General features: G+C 60.3%; 11 protein-coding genes. 6 read left to right on the forward strand and 5 right to left on the reverse strand.

The window, feature by feature from the left end; all coding sequences use genetic code 11:
- The first annotated feature begins 13 nt into the window (after window positions 1-13).
- From ACTJKS_RS17355 to ACTJKS_RS17375, 5 genes are all read left to right on the forward strand, one after another.
- On the forward strand, window positions 14-3,202 hold the full coding sequence (locus tag ACTJKS_RS17355) for an efflux RND transporter permease subunit (RefSeq protein WP_041064272.1): 3,189 nt from the start codon (window positions 14-16) through the stop codon (window positions 3,200-3,202).
- Window positions 3,202-4,623 (forward strand): efflux transporter outer membrane subunit, encoded by a 1,422-nt coding sequence (locus ACTJKS_RS17360; RefSeq protein WP_041064275.1) that lies wholly within the window; start codon window positions 3,202-3,204, stop codon window positions 4,621-4,623. Before ACTJKS_RS17355 ends, ACTJKS_RS17360 begins: the two co-directional genes overlap by 1 nt.
- A gap of 258 nt (window positions 4,624-4,881) precedes the next feature.
- Window positions 4,882-5,937 carry a tetratricopeptide repeat protein gene (locus ACTJKS_RS17365; RefSeq protein ID WP_222014424.1) on the forward strand — a complete coding sequence of 352 codons (1,056 nt, stop codon included), beginning with the start codon at window positions 4,882-4,884 and terminating at the stop codon, window positions 5,935-5,937.
- Between the two features lie 140 nt (window positions 5,938-6,077).
- On the forward strand, window positions 6,078-7,580 hold the full coding sequence (locus tag ACTJKS_RS17370; protein ID WP_041064281.1) for an ATPase domain-containing protein: 1,503 nt from the start codon (window positions 6,078-6,080) through the stop codon (window positions 7,578-7,580).
- On the forward strand, window positions 7,577-9,247 hold the full coding sequence (locus tag ACTJKS_RS17375) for an ATP-binding protein (RefSeq protein WP_262947879.1): 1,671 nt from the start codon (window positions 7,577-7,579) through the stop codon (window positions 9,245-9,247). Before ACTJKS_RS17370 ends, ACTJKS_RS17375 begins: the two co-directional genes overlap by 4 nt.
- A gap of 103 nt (window positions 9,248-9,350) precedes the next feature.
- Here the strand turns inward: ACTJKS_RS17375 and ACTJKS_RS17380 are convergent, their stop codons facing one another.
- The 5 genes from ACTJKS_RS17380 to ACTJKS_RS17400 are packed head-to-tail and all read right to left on the reverse strand — an operon-like array spanning window position 9,351 to window position 15,901.
- Entirely contained in the window at window positions 9,351-9,728 is a 378-nt protein-coding gene (locus tag ACTJKS_RS17380) for a response regulator (RefSeq protein ID WP_016774860.1), read from the reverse strand.
- Window positions 9,729-9,772: 44 nt separating this feature from the next.
- Complete coding sequence (locus tag ACTJKS_RS17385) at window positions 9,773-10,987, reverse strand: hybrid sensor histidine kinase/response regulator (protein ID WP_041064291.1); 1,215 nt, start codon at window positions 10,985-10,987, stop codon at window positions 9,773-9,775.
- The gene (locus tag ACTJKS_RS17390; protein ID WP_047294607.1) at window positions 10,981-11,574 is read right to left on the reverse strand and encodes a chemotaxis protein CheB; all 594 of its coding nucleotides are present in this window, start codon (window positions 11,572-11,574) and stop codon (window positions 10,981-10,983) included. The genes ACTJKS_RS17385 and ACTJKS_RS17390 overlap by 7 nt, the downstream gene beginning before the upstream one ends.
- Window positions 11,571-12,404, reverse strand: a complete 834-nt coding sequence (locus tag ACTJKS_RS17395; RefSeq protein WP_041064296.1) for a CheR family methyltransferase — start codon at window positions 12,402-12,404, stop codon at window positions 11,571-11,573. Before ACTJKS_RS17395 ends, ACTJKS_RS17390 begins: the two co-directional genes overlap by 4 nt.
- Window positions 12,404-15,901, reverse strand: coding sequence for a response regulator (locus tag ACTJKS_RS17400; RefSeq protein WP_262947884.1), 3,498 nt, complete (start codon window positions 15,899-15,901; stop codon window positions 12,404-12,406). The genes ACTJKS_RS17395 and ACTJKS_RS17400 overlap by 1 nt, the downstream gene beginning before the upstream one ends.
- A 260-nt stretch (window positions 15,902-16,161) precedes the next feature.
- Between ACTJKS_RS17400 and ACTJKS_RS17405 the strand changes: the two genes are divergently transcribed.
- A complete protein-coding gene (locus ACTJKS_RS17405) occupies window positions 16,162-16,524 on the forward strand; it encodes a response regulator (protein WP_041064307.1) in 363 nt (120 codons plus the stop codon).
- Window positions 16,525-16,562 lie beyond the last annotated feature (38 nt).

Raw genomic sequence — 16,562 nt, forward strand, 5'->3', positions numbered from 1 at the left:
GACGACAACTCCGATGAATTTTTCCCAATTCTTCATTTCACGGCCGATCTTCGCAGCGGTGCTCTCGCTGTTGATCCTGATCGCCGGTGCGATCTCGCTGTTCCAGCTGCCGATCAGCGAATACCCGGAAGTCGTGCCACCGACCGTGGTGGTACGCGCCAACTTCCCGGGTGCCAACCCCAAAGTCATCGGTGAAACCGTGGCCGCTCCGCTGGAGCAGGCCATCACCGGCGTCGAGAACATGCTGTACATGTCCTCGCAGTCCACCGCTGATGGCAAGATCACCCTGACCATCACCTTCGCCCTGGGCACCGACCTGGATAACGCGCAGGTACAGGTGCAGAACCGGGTGACCCGTACCGAGCCGAAACTTCCCGAGGAAGTGACGCGCATCGGTATCACCGTCGACAAGGCCTCGCCCGACCTGACCATGGTTGTGCACTTGACCTCGCCGGACAAACGCTACGACATGCTCTACCTGTCCAACTACGCGATCCTCAACATCAAGGATGAGCTCGCGCGTCTGGGCGGTGTCGGTGACGTGCAGCTGTTCGGCATGGGCGACTACTCGCTGCGGGTCTGGCTCGATCCGAACAAGACCGCTTCGCGTAACCTGACCGCCACCGACGTGGTGACGGCGATTCGTGAGCAGAACCGTCAGGTTGCTGCCGGTCAGCTCGGTGCGCCCCCTGCGCCGAATGCCCAGAGCTTCCAGCTGTCGGTCAACACCCAGGGCCGTCTGGTGTCCGAGGAAGAGTTCGAGAACATCATCATTCGCTCCGGCGACAACGGTGAGATCACTCGCCTCAAGGACATCGCGCGCGTCGAGCTGGGTTCCAGTCAGTACGCCCTGCGTTCGTTGCTGAATAACCAGCCAGCGGTAGCGATCCCGATCTTCCAGCGTCCAGGCTCCAACGCCATCGATATTTCGAACGAAGTTCGCGGCAAGATGGAAGAGCTAAAGAAAGGCTTCCCGCAAGGCATGGACTACAGCATCGTCTATGACCCGACGATCTTCGTGCGCGGCTCGATCGAGGCGGTGGTTCACACCCTCTTCGAAGCGCTGATCCTCGTGGTGCTGGTAGTGATCCTGTTCCTGCAGACCTGGCGCGCCTCGATCATTCCGTTGGTGGCGGTGCCGGTGTCGTTGATCGGTACGTTTGCGGTCATGCACCTGTTCGGCTTCTCGCTCAACGCCCTGTCGCTGTTCGGCCTGGTGCTGGCGATCGGTATCGTGGTGGACGACGCCATCGTGGTGGTGGAGAACGTCGAGCGCAACATTGAACTGGGGCTCAACCCGTTCGATGCGACCAAAAAGGCCATGGGCGAAGTGACCGGCCCGATCATTGCGACCGCACTGGTGCTGTGTGCAGTGTTCGTTCCGGCGGCATTCATCTCCGGCCTCACCGGGCAGTTCTACAAGCAGTTCGCGCTGACCATTGCGATCTCGACCGTGATCTCGGCGTTCAACTCGCTGACGCTGTCGCCAGCGCTGGCCGCCGTGTTGCTCAAAGGGCATGACGCGCCGAAAGACCGCTTCTCCAGGATTCTCGACAAGATCTTCGGTGGCTGGCTGTTCCGCCCGTTCAACCGTTTCTTTGACAAGGCCAGCCATGGCTATGTAGGCACGGTGCGCCGCGTGATCCGCAGTAGCGGCATCGCTCTGCTGCTGTATGCAGGCCTGATGGTGCTGACGTTCTTCGGTTTCTCCAGCACACCAACCGGTTTCGTACCCGGCCAGGACAAGCAATACTTGGTGGCCTTCGCGCAACTGCCGGACGCCGCGAGCCTGGATCGCACCGAAGACGTGATCAAGCGCATGTCGGACCTGGCATTGAAACAGCCGGGCGTGGAAAGCGCCGTAGCGTTCCCGGGCCTGTCGATCAACGGTTTCACCAACAGCCCGAACGCCGGCATCGTGTTCGTGACCCTGAAACCGTTCGACGAACGTAAAGACCCGAGCATGTCCGCCGGTGCCATCGCCGGGGCCTTGAACGGTCAATACGCGAACATTCAGGAAGCGTACATGGCGATCTTCCCGCCACCGCCGGTACAAGGCCTGGGCACCATTGGTGGTTTCCGCCTGCAAATCGAAGACCGGGGCAACCTGGGCTACGACGAGCTGTACAAGGAAACCATGAACATCATCGCCAAGAGCCACAACGTGCCGGAACTGGCCGGACTGTTCACCAGCTACACCGTGAACGTGCCGCAAGTCGATGCCGCCATCGACCGCGAAAAGGCCAAGACCCACGGCGTGGCCGTCAGCGACATCTTCGACACCCTGCAGATCTACCTGGGTTCGCTGTATGCCAACGACTTCAACCGCTTCGGGCGCACCTATCAGGTCAACGTTCAGGCTGAACAGCAGTTCCGCCTCGAATCCGATCAGATCGGTCAGCTGAAGGTACGCAACAACAAGGGCGAAATGATCCCGCTGGCGACCTTCATCAAGGTCAGCGACACCTCGGGCCCGGATCGCGTGATGCACTACAACGGCTTCATCACCGCTGAAATCAACGGTGCGGCAGCCCCCGGCTACAGCTCCGGCCAGGCCGAAAAAGCCATCGAAAAACTGCTCAAGGATGAACTGCCAAACGGCATGACCTACGAGTGGACCGACCTGACCTACCAGCAGATTCTGTCCGGTAACACTGCGCTGTTCGTGTTCCCGCTCTGCGTATTGCTGGCGTTCCTGGTACTCGCGGCTCAATACGAAAGCTGGAGCCTGCCACTGGCGGTGATCCTGATCGTACCGATGACCCTGCTGTCGGCCATCACCGGGGTGATTGTCTCCGGCGGCGACAACAACATCTTCACCCAGATCGGTTTGATCGTACTGGTGGGACTGGCTTGTAAAAACGCGATTCTGATCGTCGAATTCGCCAAGGACAAACAGCTGGAAGGCCTTGACCCGCTGGCTGCGGTACTGGAAGCCTGCCGTCTGCGTCTGCGGCCGATCCTGATGACTTCGTTCGCGTTCATCATGGGTGTAGTGCCACTGGTGTTCTCCAGCGGTGCCGGTGCCGAGATGCGTCACGCCATGGGTGTGGCCGTGTTCTCCGGGATGCTCGGGGTGACCTTCTTCGGTCTGTTGCTGACGCCCGTGTTCTACGTGTTGATCCGTAACTTTGTCGAACGCGGGGAAGCCCGCAAAGCGGCCAGAGCGCACGCTCTTCAAAAGCCACTGGAGGCGCAATAATGAGTCTGAAAGTCTTCCTGCCGAGTCTTCTGGTGCTGGCGCTGAGCGCCTGCGCCGTCGGCCCCGACTACAAGACCCCAGCCACGGAGGCGGCCAATATCACGGCCGCCACCGATGGCGCCGCCGGGCAAAAGAACTTTGACCGTTCGAAATTCGAAGGCATCTGGTGGCAGCAATTCGACGATCCGACCCTCAACCAGTTGGTGACTCAATCGCTGCAAGGCAACCGCCAACTGCGCGTGGCGTTCGCCCGCTGGAAAGCCGCCCGGGCGATCCGCGACGACGTCAGCAACGATGCGATGCCGACCATCACCAGCCGCGCCAGCAGTGATCTGGCCAAGGGACAAATTCCCGGCCAGACCACCAAGCGGGTCAACAGCGAGCGCTACGATCTGGGCCTGGACATGGCTTGGGAGCTTGACCTGTTCGGCCGGATCCAGCGCAATCTGGAAGCCAGCGACGCCGACCAGCAGGCGGCCGAAGCCGATCTGTATCAACTGCAAGTCACGATGATTGCCGAACTGGTCGACGCCTACGGTCAACTGCGCGGTGCGCAACTGCGCGAGAAAATCGCCGTGGCCAACCTGGAAAACCAGCAGGAGTCGCGCAAGATCACCATCAGCCTGCGTGACGCCGGCGTCGGTGATCAGCTCGACGTCGAGCGTGCCGATGCGCGTCTGGCCTCGGTCGAAGCCAGCGTGCCGCAACTGCAGGCGGAACAGGTACGGCAGAAAAACCGCATCGCCACCCTTTTGGGTGAGCGTCCGGACAAAATGACCGTGGACTTGAGCCCGAAAGACTTGCCGGCAATTGCCAAGGCTTTGCCAATCGGTGATCCGGGTGAGCTGCTGCAACGCCGTCCGGACATCCTCAGCGCCGAACGCAAACTGGCCTCGGCCACCGCGCGGATCGGCGTGGCGAAAGCCGATCTGTTTCCACGGGTCAGCCTCAGCGGGTTCCTGGGCTGGACGGCCGGGCGTGGTTCGCAGATCGGCTCCTCGGCGGCCAACGCCTGGGCACTCGGCCCGAGCATTACTTGGGCAGCGTTCGATCTGGGTAGCGTGCGCGCCCGTTTGCGCGGTGCCGATGCCGATGCCGAAGGCGCACTCGCCACCTACGAGCAGCAAGTGTTGCTGGCGCTGGAAGAATCGGAAAACGCCTTCAGCGATTACGGCAAGCGTCAGCAACGGCTGATCTCGCTGATTCGTCAGAGTGAATCGAGCCGCAAGGCTGCCGACCTGGCTGAAATCCGCTACCGCGAAGGCACCACCGACTTCCTCGTGCTGCTCGACGCCCAGCGTGAACGGCTGAACGCCGAAGACAGTCAGGCCCAGGCCGAGGTTGATCTGTATCGCGGCATCGTCGCGATTTACAAAGCCTTGGGTGGTGGCTGGCAGCCAGAAACCGTCGCCAGCAAGTAAAGGTTTTCAAAGCGCTCCTTTGGTTGGCCGCAACCAACCAATTTTTTGCCCCGCGTATCATTCGGTCGCGGGGCTTTTTTGTGCCCACCCCTGTAGGAGCTGACGCAGACTGCGATCTTTTGATCTTGAACATCAAAGTCAAAAGATCGCAGCCTGCGGCAGCTCCTGCAGGCCAATTCGCAAGCATGGGTTTGACTCATGGCCTTCTCTGACCGAAGCTTGCCCCTCTGCTAAAGAACACCCGTTCACGGAAATCGCATGCCTCAGTCCCGCCGCTACCTGCTCATCAGCCTTGGCCTCGTGCTGATCATCGTCGTTGCCTGGTTATCTCTGCGCTCCACCGCCCCGGTAGTGCCCGAGGCGATCAAGCGCGGCTACAGCGAAGCCCTGACGGCGGCCCGCTCCGGGCAGCCCGGGGCGGCACGGCAGTTGTACCAGCAATTGGGGCGCCCGGATTTGTCGGCCAAGCGCAGCGTCTGGCTGCTGGCCGAACTGCCCAACTATCCAAGCCCACAAGCGCTGAAACTGGCCGATGCGCATCTGCAGAACGAAGCCCCCGAAGTCCGGCTGGCAGCGATTCAAAGTGTGGTCGGGCTGGTGCCTGGCGGGCAACGCAGCCTGCTGCTCGGGCCGATGCTCGACGATGAAGATCAAAACGTGCGTTTTGCCGCAATCAACGCCCTCCTCGGTCTGACGCCGGATGAGCTGGGGCTGTATTTTGCCCCGCTACAGCAAGCCATCGATGGCTGGGAACAAGTGCTCCAGGGCCAACCGGAAAGCGCCGCCACCTATGCGCAGCTGGCGCGCCTGTATCTGCACAACGCCGAGCTCAAACAGGCGCAGCAAGCGCTGGACAACACGCTGCGTCTGGAACCGGGCAACCTGCCGGCGCTGGTGATGCAAATCGATGTGCTCGATCGCCAGGGTCAGAGCGACGCCGCGCGCCAGTTGCTCGCCAAACAACTGCAGGCCCAGCCGGATTCCGCCTATCTGCAACACGCCTTGGGCCTGTGGCTGTTGCACCACGGCCAGCGCGAATTCGCCCTGCTCGGCTTGTCCAAAGCCGTCGAACTGGAACCGGACAACAAGGATTACCGCTACGACCTCGCCACCACCTTGCATGCCGCCGAAGAACTGGAAGCGGCGCAAAAACAATTGCAGGAAGTCGTGCAGCGCCACCCCGCCGACCGTAAGGCTCGTGTGCTGTTGATCAATTACTGGAAGGAAAGCGGACAGTTGCAGAACGTGCAGATTCTGCTGGCGCAACTGGAGCAGATGAACCCCGACGACCCGGCCCTGCAGCAGGGACTTTGAGCCGTTGGCCGCTGATTCAATGACACTTTGCTATCGAAACCTCGGAACCGTCATGAGCGCCAGCGGTCAAGTAATCAGGTAGAGCACAACGGCTGGTACAGCCTGCTGCCTCGATTCCCCTAGTCATGAGAGGGCATTCTTTGTCTACGTCCAACGAGTTGATCAGTGCAAAAGCCGCCACCGGCATCATTGGCCTGGATGACATCCTCGCCGGTGGTCTGTCCCGAGGGCATGTGTTTTTGCTCGAGGGTGAACCCGGTACAGGCAAAACCACCGTCGCGTTGCATTTCCTGTTGGCGGGCGCCCGCGCCGGCGAACGCTGTCTGTACATCACACTGTCGGAAACCGAGCGTGAACTGCGTCAGGGCGCAGCCTCTCACGGCTGGGAACTGAACGAGAACATCGAGATTTTCGAGCTGACACCGCCGGAAAGCCTGCTCAACGCCGAACATCAGCAAAGCCTGCTGTACTCCTCCGACCTTGAGCTCGGTGAAGCCACCAAGCAGATTTTCGAGGTGGTCGAGCGCTTCAAACCGACCCGTGTAGTGCTCGACAGCCTGTCGGAGATCCGCCTGCTGGCGCAAAGCTCGCTGCGTTACCGTCGGCAGATTCTGGCGATCAAACATTACTTCGTGCGTTACGACGCCACGGTCCTGCTGCTAGACGACCTGACCACCGAGTCCCTAGACAAGACCGTGCACAGCGTCGCCCACGGCGTCATCCGCCTCGAAGAGCTGACCCCCAATTACGGTGCCGAGCGCCGCCGCGTACGCATCATCAAGTACCGCGGGCAAAAGTACCGTGGCGGTTACCATGACTTCACCATCATGGGCGACGGGGTCCATGTATTTCCGCGCCTGGTCGCTGCCGAACACCGTGGCGACTATCCACGCCTGCAATTGACCAGCGGCATCAAGGAAATGGACGCCCTGCTCGGTGGTGGCATCGAGACCGGTTCCAGCACATTGATCCTGGGCCCGGCCGGTACCGGCAAATCGCTGATTTCAATGATCTTCGCCGCCGCTGCCGTAGCACGCGGCGAAAAAGCGGCGCTGTTCATCTTTGATGAAGAGCTGGGTCTGCTCTTCGAGCGGATGAAAAATATCGGCATCGACCTCAAGGCCCTGCAAGCGACCGGCAACCTGCTGATCGATCAGGTGGACGCCGCCGAACTGTCCCCCGGCGAGTTCTCGCACCGGGTGCGTCGCTGCGTCGATGAGGGCAACATCAAGACCGTCGTGATCGACAGTATCAACGGCTATCAGGCCGCGATGCCGGAAGAAAACGCGCTGGTGCTGCACATGCACGAGTTGCTGCTGTATCTGAACCGCAAAGGTGCGGCGACATTCATGACGGTTGCCCAGCATGGTCTGGTCGGCGACATGCAGGCGCCGGTCGATATCACTTACCTGGCCGACACGGTGATCCTGCTGCGCTACTTCGAAGCCATCGGCAAAGTCCGCCGAGCCATTTCCATTATCAAGAAACGCACCGGCAACCACGAGTCGACCATCCGTGAATACCGCATTTCGAGCCAGGGCATGACCATTGGCGAACCGCTGGAAGCATTCCAGGGTGTGTTGCGGGGCGTACCGACTTACCTTGGCGCCAGCAATCCGCTGTTGCGGGAAGAAGCCTTGTGACAGCCTCCGTTTCACTGCCGGAACGGGCGCTGATTCTCGCGCCCATGGGCCGCGACAGCCAAGTGGCGCTGATGATCCTCAATGAGGCGGGCTACGGCGGGGTCATCACCCCGGATCTGGGCGGATTGTGCACAGAACTGGAACCTGGCGCCGGGCTCTTGTTGATTGCTACCGAAGCGTTGCGCGGCCCGGAACTGGAAACGCTTCTGCATTTTCTGGAGCAGCAACCGGCCTGGTCGGATTTGCCGATCGTCTTGCTGACGCACCACGGCGGCCCCGAACAAGGCCCCTCCTCACGCCTGAGTGAATTATTGGGCAACGTGACCTTTCTCGAGCGTCCGTTTCATCCGGCGACTCTGGTCAGTCTGGTGTCCACCGCCCTGCGCGGGCGACGACGACAGTACGAAGCCCGTGATCGCCTGATTGATCTGAGTGAAAGTGAACGGCGCCTGCAATCAACCCTTGAAACCCTCGAGCAGCAAGTCGAGGAACGCACCGCGCAACTTCGCCACAACGAGGAAGCCTTGCGCCAGTCGCAGAAAATGGAAGCGGTCGGTCAGCTCACCGGCGGTATTGCTCACGACTTCAACAACATGCTCACCGGGATCATCGGCAGCCTTGAATTACTGCGCCGACGACTGGCTCGCGGGCGCCTTGATGACCTCGACAGCCTGATCGATCTGGGCGTCACCTCAGCCAACCGCGCCGCCGGCCTGACCCACCGTTTGCTGGCATTTTCCCGCCGGCAATCGCTGGACTCCAAAGCCGTGCAGATGAATACCCTGGTGCTGTCGATGGGCGAGTTGCTGCAACGCAGCCTCAACGAAAGCATTCAGCTCGACATGCGCCTGAACGACGATTTGTGGGTCGCTGAAGCCGACCCCAATCAACTGGAAAGCGCCCTGCTCAACCTGGTGCTCAACGCCCGGGATGCGATGCCCGAGGGTGGCAAACTGGTGGTCGAAACCAGCAATCAGGTCCTTGAACAGGCATTCACCGAGGCCTACACCAACCTCGAACCTGGCGAGTACGTCATGCTCAGCGTCACCGACAACGGCAGCGGCATGCCACAGAGCGTGATCAACCGCGCGTTCGATCCATTCTTCACCACCAAGCCCATCGGCCAGGGCACCGGTTTAGGCTTGTCGATGATCTATGGCTTCAGCAAACAGTCCCGTGGTCACGTCTCGATCGACAGCGAAATCGATCAGGGCACCACGGTCAAACTGTACCTGCCGCGCTTCCGCGGCGAGGAACTGGAGCATCCGGTATCCGATGTTCAACAGGCCCCGGAGGCGCTGGACGGCGAGACGGTGTTGATCGTCGAAGACGACCCTGCCGTGCGCGTGCTGGTCAGCGCAGTGCTCAGTGAGTTGGGTTATGCGTTTGTCGAAGCCGGCGATGCCGACGGCGCGGTACCGATCCTCAACTCGACGCAGCGCATTGATCTGTTGATCAGTGACGTCGGCCTGCCGGGCATGAACGGCCGGCAACTGGCGGAAATCGGTCGACAGTACCGGCCGGGGCTGAAGGTGCTGTTCATTACCGGTTATGCCGAGCACGCCGCTGTGCGCGGCGGGTTCCTCGACCCGGGCATGCAGATGATCACCAAGCCGTTCACCTTTGATCTGCTGACCGCCAAGGTCCGCGAGATGATCAAGAACTGACTCCCAAAAACACCTGTAGGAGCTGCCGCAGGNTGATTTAAAAACAAGATCAAAAGATCGCAGCCTGCGGCAGCTCCTACAGGTGCATTTCAGTGTTTTTTGATCAGGCCAGCAGTTCCTGAATCTTTTCCTGCAACACGTCCAGATCGAACGGTTTTTCCAGGATCGGCGCCTTGCTGGTGATCGGGCTGCCGGTCTCGCGGATTTCCTGCGGGTAGCCGCTGATGAAGATTACTTTCAGGTCCGGACGCAGCTTGACTGCCGGCTCGGCGATCTGCACGCCGGAGATCCCGCCCGGCAGGCGGAAGTCAGTGATCAGCATGTCCAGATGCGGTTTGCTCGCGAGAATCTCGAACGCCTGCTCGCCGTTTTCGGCCTGCAACACGCGGTAACCCTGCCCCGACAGATAGTCTGTCAGCACCATCAAGATAACCGGTTCGTCCTCGACGACGAGTACTACATCTTGTGCATCTACGCTCATGGGAAGCCTTTGTTCGGTCAATAGCTGCTGATACGACCGTGCGGTCACTCAGAGGTTGCGTCGGATATGCCGTTTTCCTGGATTGGCAGACAAACGCGAAACAGGGCGCCCTCGTTGATTTGACTCTCGACGACGATGGAACCGCCATGGGCGGCGACGATCTGCTCGGAAATGAACAGACCCAGCCCGAGACCAGCCACTACCGTCTTGGCGGAAACCCGTTCGAACTGTTGAAAAATACGCTTCTGATTCTCTTCACTGATGCCGATGCCCCGGTCCTGAACCTCGACCCGCGCCTCATCACCTTCACGGTACACCCGCACCTGGATCGGGCTGCGACCACCGTAGCGCAGAGCATTGGTCAGCAGGTTGGACACCACCTGCTCGATGCGGAACTCGTCCCAATAACCTTCCACCGGCCCGGACGCAGTGAACGACACTTCGGTCTCGGCGGCCTCTATCTGCTGGGCAAAATTCTGCAGCAGGTTGCTCACCAGTTGCACCAGATCGAAACGCTCCGGACGGATCGACAACTTGCCGGTACGAATCCGCGAGACGTCGAGCATGTCTTCGATCAGGCGGATCAGGCTTTTGATCTGGCGCTCGTCGCGATCGACCATCGCGTGCATCTTGTCGAGGGTGAACGCGGCGGCGTTGTCCCGGGCCAGGTGCATCTTGCGCAATTGGGTTTCGAGTATCAGGCCATTGAGCGGCGTGCGTACTTCGTGAGCGACGATTGACATGAAGTCATCGCGCATACGCACCGCCTGCTCCAGTTCCAACTGAGTGCTCTGCAGCTGTTGCAGCAGCGCTTCCTGCTCGCGGCGGGCCTGCTCCAAGGCTTCGACCTGTTGCTTCATGGCCTTGCTTTGGCGATACAGGTCGACGAACACGTTGACCTTGCTCTTCACCGCGTGAATATCCAGCGGCTTGTGCAGGAAGTCCACCGCCCCGCTCTCGTAGCCCTTGAACGCGTAATTGAGTTCGCGGCCGGCGGCGCTGACGAAAATGATTGGGATGTTTTTGGTTTTCTCGGTGCCGCGCATCAACTCGGCGAGTTCAAAGCCGTTCATGCCCGGCATCTGTACATCGAGGATGGCCATGGCGAACTCGTGTTGCAGCAGCAGCGAAAGTGCTTCGTCCGCCGACAGCGCCTTGTACACCGTGCGGTCCTCGCGCTTGATCAGCGCTTCGAGGGCCAGCAGGTTCTCCGGCAGATCGTCGACGATCAGCAATTTGGCCTGGATATTACTCAGCATGCGATTCGTTCCAGCTCGACAAGCAGACGGCCGATGCCGTGAATGGGTAGGACATGGTCAGGCTGCTGAATCTTCAGCGCAGCCAGAGGCATGGTGGCGACCTGCGCGTCCTGCGGGTCTTGAACAATGGTCAGTCCGCCGCGCCGTTTGACTTGCGCCAGACCGCGAGCACCATCGTGATTGGCACCGGTCAGCAACACGGCAGCCAGGGTTGCGCCGTAAGCATCAGCGGCGGATTCAAACAAGTAGTCAATGGCTGGCCGGGAATGGTGCACGCGGTCTTCAAGACTCAGCGACAGACTGCGATCCTGCTCAACCGACAGGTGGTAACCGGGTGTCGCGAAGTAAACCGTACCGGGAGCGATGTCCTGTTTGTCGGTCGCCTCTTCCACCGGCAGCATCAGCCGTCGGGCGAATACTTCGGCCAACTGGCTGCGGCGCTCTTCCGGCAGGTGCAACACGACGATGATTGGCAGCACATAGCCTTGGCGCAGCGGCGCGAGCAGGGTCAGCAGGGCCTCGACCCCACCAGCCGAAGCGCCGACCACGATGGCCTCGACACGAGGCAAATCCAAGGCGTCGTTCATAATTTGCGGTAGATCCGTTCTTGTTTGACCAGCGGCTCGAACTGATTCGAGTAGCCGGAAAAATCCAGCGTTTCCTTGCTGCCCAGCACCAGAAAGCCACGGTGGCACAGCGATTCATGAAACAGACCGAAGGCACGGTCCTGAAGTTTCTTGTTGAAGTAAATCAGTACGTTGCGGCAGGAAATCAATTGAGTTTCGGAGAACACACTGTCGGTCGCCAGGCTGTGATCGGCAAAGGTCACGTTCTCGCACAGGCTCTTGTCGAAAATCGCGTAGCCGTAGGCGGCGGTGTAGTAATCGGCGAAGGAGCGCTGGCCGCCGGCCTGCTGATAATTGGCGGTGTAGGCGCGCACGTTCTCCATCGAGAAAATCCCCTGCTTGGCCTTGTCCAGCGAGCGCGGGTTGATGTCGGTGGCGTAGATGATCGTACGCTCGAGCAGGCCTTCCTCGCGCAGCAGAATCGCCATCGAATAGACCTCCTCACCGGTGCTGCACCCGGCAATCCAGATCTTCAGCGACGGGTAGGTGCGCAGCAGCGGCACCACTTCCTGGCGGATCGCCAGAAAGTGCGACGGATCGCGAAACATCTCGCTGACCGGGATCGTCAGCAGTTGCAGCAGCTGCATGAACGCGGTCGGATCGTGCAGCACTTTCTCCTGCAGCGCCGAGATCGTCGCACACTCGAACTGGCTCAAGGCGTGCTGCACCCGGCGCTTGATCGAAGCGCCCGAGTAATCACGAAAATCGTAGCTGTACTTGAGGTAGATCGCCTCAATCAACAAGCGTAATTCGATTTCGCTGTTGCGCTCCACGGAGTGACTGCTGTCCACTAAATGCGTTCCATCTTCGGTAACCACACGCGAATCAACGAGAACAGGCGATCCAGGTCGATGGGCTTGGCCAGGTAATCGTTGGCGCCCGCCTGCAGGCAGCGCTCCTGATCGTCTTTCATGGCCTTGGCCGTCACCGCGATGATCGGCAGTTTGCGCCAGCGCGGATCCTTGCGGATTTCAATGGTGGCTTCAAAGCCGTCCATCTCCGGCATCATCACGTCCATCAACACCAGATCGATGTCCTCGACTTCATTCAACTTATCAATCGCTTCGCGACCATTACGGCCGATCACCACGACTGCACCTTTGTGTTCCAGCGCACTGGTCAGGGCGAAGATGTTGCGTACGTCGTCGTCCACCAGCAACACCTTGCGGCCTTCGAAGACCTTGTCGCGGCTGCGGGCGGTCTTGAGCATCTTCTGCCGTTCATGGGACAACTGCGATTCGACTTTGTGCAGAAAGAGTGTCACCTCATCCAGCAGGCGTTCCGGCGAGCGCGCGCCCTTGATGATGATCGAACGCGAATACTTGCGCAGCTCGGCTTCTTCATCGCGGGTCAGATTGCGCCCGGTGTAGACGATCACTGGCGGGAACGAGCAGATGTCCTCGGTGGACATGCGCTTGAGCAGATCGTTGCCGAGCATGTCCGGCAACTTCAGGTCGATCACCATGCAGTCGTAGATCGTGGTACGCAGTTTCTCCAGCGCATCCTGCGCCAGACCGACGGCCGTGATCTCGATGTCATCGTCACCGATCAGGCGGGCAATGCTTTCGCGCTGCAGATCGTCATCTTCGACCAGCAGCACGCGTTTGACTTTCTGGGTCAGCTTGGCTTCGAGACGGGCGAACACGTCCTTGAGCTCTTCACGGGTGGTCGGCTTGACCGCATAACCGATCGCGCCCATGTGCATCGCCGCTTCAACGCGGTCTTCGACCGAGATCACATGCACCGGGATGTGCCGGGTTTCGGCATGTTCTTTCAGGCGTTGCAGCACCGTCAGCCCGGAATGGTCCGGCAGACGCATGTCGAGCAGGATCGCATCCGGTACGAACTCGCGAGCCAGGTCGTAACCTTCGTCGGCGCCGTGAGCCACCAGGCACTGGTAACCCAGTTCGTGGGCCAGATCGTAAAGAATGTGGGCGAAATTCGGCTCGTCTTCCACCACCAGAATGCAGCGGGTGGCGAACGGTGCCTTGCCACGGTCATCGGCAAAGCGCGGGATATGCACCGGGGCCATTGGCGACACTGCAATCGACGGCGGCGCAACCGGGGCCGGGCTCGATACCGGCGGCGCAAAGGACAACGGCGCGGACGGTGTGTCGCCCGGCTCGCTGTATTGCTGTGGCAACACCAGGGTGAACACACTGCCCTGCCCCGACGCGCTGCTGACGCTGATCGAGCCGCCGAGCAAGGCCGCCAGATCCCGCGAAATCGACAGACCAAGGCCAGTGCCACCGTACTTGCGGTTGGTGGTGCCGTCAGCCTGGCGGAACGCTTCGAAGATACTTTCCTGCTGATCCGCGGCGATACCGATCCCCGAGTCGCGCACAATGAAGGCAATGCGCTCGTCTGGCTGGCCGGCGATGGTCAGGCTGACCGCGCCGTGCTCGGTGAACTTCACGGCGTTGGACAGCAGGTTCTTGATCACCTGCTCCAGGCGCTGGCGGTCGGTGTACAGCATGATCGGCGCATCCGGCTGCAACTCGACGCTGAAGGTCAATTGCTTGTCCGCCGCCAATGGCTCGAACACGCTGCGCAGGCCGTCGGCCAGCCGCGCGACACTGGTATTTTCCGGGATCACTTCCAGCTTGCCGGCCTCGACTTTGGAAATGTCGAGAATGTCGTTGATCAGGTTCAGCAAATCGTTGCCGGCGGAATAGATCGACTCGGCGAACTTGACCTGCTCGGCCGTCAGGTTGTCCTGCGGGTTCTCGGCCAGCAGCTTGGCGAGGATCAGCGAACTGTTCAGCGGCGTGCGCAGTTCGTGGGACATGTTGGCGAGGAATTCGGACTTGTACTTGCTCGAGCGCTGTAGCTCCTCGGCGCGCTCTTCAAGCTGCACCTGAGCCTGATTGAGCTCGGTGTTCTTCTGGTCCATGGCGTCGCGCTGCTCGGCCAGGGTTTGCGCCTGTTCGGCCAACTGCTCGTTGGTCTGTTCCAGCTCGACTTGCTGGGTTTCCAGATGCGCCTGGGATTCCTTGAGAATCCGCGACTGTTCTTCCAGTTCTTCGTTGGCGGTTTTCAGCTCTTCCTGCTGCACCTGCAACTCTTCGTTGAGCTGCTGGGTTTCGGCCAGCACTTCCTGCAGACGCTGGCGATAACGCGCCGCTTCGATCGAGGTGCCGATGTTGCCGGCAATCAGTTCCAGCAAATCGATATCGCGGTCGGTGAGCGGACGCAAGAAGCCCAGCTCGATCACGCCGTTGACCCGGTCGTCATCACTGGTCGGCACCACCAGCACACTGCGCGGCAGGCCCGCGCCCAGGCCGGAGCTGACCTTGAAGTAGTCGGCCGGAACCGAATCCAGCCGAATCAGTTGCCCCTGCTGGGCCACCTGGCCGACGATGCCTTCGCCGCTGTAGATCTGCTGATCCTTTTCTTCCTGCTCGCGGGAGAACCCGTAGGACGCCACGCGCTTGAGGCCGCCGTGTTCTTCACGCACGTACAGCGCCGCCACCGCCGTGCCGAGGTATTGCGCGCAGAACTGCAGAATATTGCGCCCCAGCAGGTTCAGCGTCAGTTGCCCCAGCACCTGCTCCGCCAGTTCGGTCTGACCGCTGCGCATCCATGCCTGGCGTTCCAGACGCTCGGCGCTGGCCTGTTGCGCGGCGAGAGTGGCGCTGTAGCTGTCAGACAAACGAACCAGATCACGGCGACCGACATACGCCAGCAAACCGCTGATCCCCGCGATAAACAGCAGGTACAGGGTGATGCTCCAGATTGTGGTGCGGCGCACCTCTTCGTTGCGCGTGGTGCGCAACTGCTGCTCCATGTCGATCACGTCTTCGAATTGCTTGCGGATCTCGTCGGTCAAGCGCTTGCCGCGCCCGGCCTTGACCGCGCCCCGGTAATCACCGCTGGAGCGCTGCAGATCGATCATCGATTGTGCGTAGTTGGCCCACTCGGTCTGCAGCGCCTGCAAACGACGCAGACGATCGGTCTGCACCGGGTTGTCGGCGGTCAGTTCGAGCAAGGTGTTGAGGGCCACGTTGATCCGCGGCTTGGCGGTCTCGTACGGGTCGAGGAAATGCTCATCGCCACTGAGCAGGAAGCCGCGCATGCCGGTTTCCAGATCAACCGTGAGTTTCACCGCTTCGTTGGCGTTATTGATGACGCGATCGGTGTGCTCCACCCACTGGATCACCGACAGCAGATAAGTAATCAGGGATACAAAGAACACGGCGCTGAGCGCACCAACGCCCAGCGGCAATCCGATGTTGCGCGTCAGGAGTTTGCGAAACCGTGTTTCATCAATCGAAGACGGAGTGGGCATGGGGCGGCCTTGTCGAACTGTCGAAACCCGGGAGTTTGCCCCAAAACGGTCGCATGGATCCATTTTTCTGACTGCTTTGGCAGCAATTTCCTACATTTTCCTGCGCTTACCGAGCACCAACCGTTATCCTTGCGCCGCGAAGAGCAGCTAATCTTTTTTCCGTTGAATCGGGAACTTGTGGCCATGCGCCACTTACTCATGCAAGAGCCCGGCATTTTCGACCGGTCGCCATTCCGATTTCCTTTTTTGAGAGCCCCCATATGTCCACCCCAGCGCCCACCATCCTTGTAGTAGAAGACGACGACATCGTACGCATGCTCATCGTCGATGTGTTGGAGGAGCTGGAGTTCAGTGTGCTGGAGGCGGACGACGGTGAGTCTGCGCTGAATATTCTCGGGGATCAGAGCAAGGGTATCGACTTGATGATGACCGACTACGGCCTGCCGGGCATGACAGGCAGTGAACTGGCCGGCAAGGCACGTGAACTCCGCGCCACCCTGCCCGTCCTGTTCGCCAGCGGTTACGCCGAAAACATCGACGTACCTGCCGGCATGCACGTGATCGGCAAACCGTTCTCCATCGATCAATTGCGTGACAAGGTCAAGGGCATCCTGGGCCAGTGATTGGCCTTGATCCGGCAGCGGCTGCAGATGTGGTCTAA

It is taken from the genome of Pseudomonas sp. 22189, from assembly GCF_052045635.1.
GTDB lineage: Bacteria > Pseudomonadota > Gammaproteobacteria > Pseudomonadales > Pseudomonadaceae > Aquipseudomonas > Aquipseudomonas parakoreensis.